The sequence below is a fragment of the Mesorhizobium sp. M2A.F.Ca.ET.039.01.1.1 genome, assembly GCF_003998035.1.
Lineage (GTDB): Bacteria > Pseudomonadota > Alphaproteobacteria > Rhizobiales > Rhizobiaceae > Mesorhizobium.
Genome location: NZ_RZRY01000690.1, coordinates 1 through 3223, shown reverse-complemented (window position 1 = coordinate 3223; position 3223 = coordinate 1). Strand labels below are relative to the sequence as shown.

3 protein-coding genes are annotated in these 3223 nt (G+C 63.9%); all 3 read right to left on the bottom strand.

The features are described 5' to 3' along the window. On the bottom strand, positions 1 to 631 hold a 631-nt coding region (locus EOA24_RS31915; protein WP_189354398.1), incomplete at its 3' end, for an aspartyl/asparaginyl beta-hydroxylase domain-containing protein. Between the two features lie 200 nt (positions 632 to 831). Then, a complete protein-coding gene (locus EOA24_RS31910; protein ID WP_126082796.1) occupies positions 832 to 2142 on the bottom strand; it encodes a replication-associated recombination protein A in 1311 nt (436 codons plus the stop codon). Between the two features lie 124 nt (positions 2143 to 2266). Then, a partial coding sequence (locus EOA24_RS31905; RefSeq protein ID WP_127410482.1) for a PDZ domain-containing protein occupies positions 2267 to 3223 on the bottom strand: 957 nt, incomplete at its 5' end.

Here is a 3223-nt window from a genome sequence, read left to right as displayed (position 1 = left end):
GCGTGTCGTCGAAGATGAACAGAGGGTTGTCGTACCAGTAGTTCTTCTTGCTGCCGCACTGGACGAAGATCTCCGCCTGCACCGGGATCAGATTGTAGAGGATGCGCAGGCTGAGGCGGAGCGGACCGAAATGCCAGGACGTGGATTCGCGCTTGCTGAAAACGGATACGGCGATCGTCTTGATGTATTTGTAGTCCTTGTTGAATTCGGGAACGTTGTCGATCTTGTGCTTGCCGTACCACTGATAGACGTACATGCCGCGCCGGCCGGCGCCGAAATTGGCGTCGATGTCGGCGATGATCTCGTCCTTGCGGGCCTTGAAGACACCCAGGACCTCGTTGATCTCGCGCTGATAGTCTTCAGGGAACTGCTCGGGCTTCCAGACGCCGGGGTTGCGGTAGCAGAGAAGGTCGACAATCAGGTTGAACGGCGACAGCAGCCAGGTGAACAGGCCGTTGCCGAGGAAGTAGCGCTCGAACAGGTTTCGGTTCTTCTGATCGTTGCGCATGACGTCGATCAGGCCGCAGACGACCCAGATCGCGGTCAGGATCGGGATGAAGTAGAAGACGAGCGCGAGAACCACGACCGCGATGGCGGCCTTGCGGAGCGACTTGACGGTTTGCTTTTTCATTGCCATTCGCGCGGGAAGGCGCGATCCTGTTCCATGGGACAAAATCACGGCGACCCCCGCCAGCCGTGCGTCTTGATAGGATTTTTTGTTTCCCGGCACAATGCCGTCGCGCGGACCCGTCAGCCGTCAACATAATATTACAATTCCACTCAACGCTCAGCCGACAGGTTCCGAGCGCGCCGACCGACGGGCCGCGCAACTCAGCCGTTCCGTTCGCCGCGCAGCTTCGCCCAGTATTCCAGCCGCTTGCGGATGTCGCGCTCGAACCCGCGTTCCGGCGGATCGTAAAAAGTGTGCCGGCCCATCTTCTCCGGAAAATAGTCCTGGCCTGAAAACGCATCCGGCTCGTCGTGGTCGTAGCGATAGCCGGCGCCGTAGTCCTCCTGCTTCATCAGCTTGGTCGGCGCATTGAGGATGTGCTTGGGCGGCAGCAGCGAGCCGAACTCCTTGGCCGCCGCGGTCGCCGCCTTGAAGGCGGTATAGACAGCGTTCGATTTCGGCGCGGTGGCGAGATAGACGGTGGCTTGAGCGAAGGCGAGCTCGCCCTCGGGCGAGCCAAGATAGTCATAGGCGTCCTTGGCCGCGTTGGCGACGACAAGCGCCTGCGGATCGGCGAGCCCGATATCCTCCACCGCCATGCGCACCAGCCGGCGGCCGAGATAGAGCGGATCCTCGCCGGCATCGAACATGCGGGCGAGGTAATAAAGGGCGGCATCCGGATCGGAGCCCCGTACCGATTTATGCAGCGCCGAGATCAGGTTGTAATGGCCGTCCTGGCCCTTGTCGTAGATCGGCGCGCGGCGCTGGATGACGCGCTGCAGGCCCTCCGGGCCGAACACTTCGCCTTTCTTGGCGGCGCGCCAGACTTCCTCGGCCAGCGTCAGCGAGGCGCGGCCGTCGCCGTCCGCCATGCGGACCAGCATCGCGCGCGCCTCGTCGTCAAGCGGCAGCGCCCTGCCCTCGGTTTCTTCCGCCCGCGCCAGAAGCTTGGCGATGCTTTCCTCGCCCAGCGAACGGAACACAAGCACGCGCGCTCGCGACAGAAGCGCCGCATTCAGCTCGAAGGACGGGTTCTCCGTGGTGGCGCCGACCAGCACCACGGTGCCGTCTTCCATCACCGGAAGAAAGCCGTCCTGCTGGGCGCGGTTGAAACGATGGATCTCGTCGACGAAGAGCAGCGTCTGGCGGCCGTTGGCGCGCCTGAGTTTCGCCGCCTCGAACACCTTCTTGAGGTCCGCGACGCCGGAAAATACCGCCGAGATCTGCTCGAAGGCGAGATCGGTCTCGCCTGCCAGCAGCCGCGCCACCGTCGTCTTGCCGGTGCCGGGCGGACCCCAGAAGATCATGGAGCCGAGCGAGCCGGAATCAATCAGCCTGGTCAGCGCGCCGTCGGGGCCGGTCAGATGCTCCTGGCCGACGACCTCGCCGAGGTTTTGGGGGCGCAACCGGTCGGCCAGCGGCCGCCCGGGCGGCGCTTTCTCCGGTTCATCGGAACTGAACAGATCGGCCATGCAAGTCTTTTGGTTGAAACGCGATCCCGCTCCTTTGAGAGCATAATCTTGTCCGAACACCGGTTCCCGCTTTCTGCCAAGCGGACCGTCAGTTCGGGATCATGCTCTAAATGGGCAGACCGCCTCAATAACGCAACACCTGGCGCAGTATCTGCCCGCCGCGCTCGACGGTAAAGCGCCACCAGCGCGTGTCCTGCTGGGCAATTTGCGCCAGCGTCGCCGCGGTATCGATGCTGGTGCCGTTGACCTCGCGCACGATATCGCCCGGCTGGAAGCCGAAATCGGCGGCTGGCGAATCGCGGCTGATATCGATGACGGTGACGCCCTTGAGATCGGTGCGAAGGCCAAGCCGCTGGGCAAGCCTGGGCGACAGCTCCGCGACCTTGGCGCCGGCGAAGGGACTGCGGCCGCGCAAGGTGACCTCGCTGGGCTTGGCGCCTTCCGGCGCGCGCTCCAGCGGGATTTCCAGCGTCGCCTGCTGGCCCTTGCTCAGCACGACGAAGGTCGCCTTGGTGCCGATCGACAGCGTCGCCATGCGATAGTCGAGCGCCTCGATGCTTTCGACCGGCGTGTTGTTGAGCGACAGGATGACGTCGCCCGGCTTCAGGCCGGCCTTGCCGGCGGGGCCGGAGCCCTCGACCGATGAAACCAATGCGCCGGTCGGCTTCTCCATGCCGAGCGATTCGGCGATCTGCGGCGTCACCAGTTCGAATTCAGCGCCGATATAGGGCCGCTCGAAGAAGTCGAGCCCGGCCTTGGCGGCGTCGGCAAAGGCGCGCACCATATTCGAGGGAATGGCGAAGCCGATGCCGATCGAGCCGCCGCTGCGGCTGTAGATGGCCGTGTTGATGCCGACCAGCTGGCCGCCCATGTTGATCAGCGCGCCGCCGGAATTGCCGGGATTGATGGCCGCATCGGTCTGGATGAAATAACCCGAATCCGAAACGCCGATATGGCTGCGGGCAAGCGCCGAGACAATGCCGCTGGTGGTGGTCTGGCCGACGCCGAACGGGTTGCCGATGGCGAGTACCAGGTCGCCGACCTCCAGCGCGTCGGAATCGCCGATGGCGATCACTGGGAA

Excerpts from the sequence above, each read along its gene's own strand:
- EOA24_RS31910 (WP_126082796.1), bottom strand. The coding sequence starts at position 2,142 with ATGGCCGATCTGTTCAGTTCCGATGAACCGGAGAAAGCGCCGCCCGGG.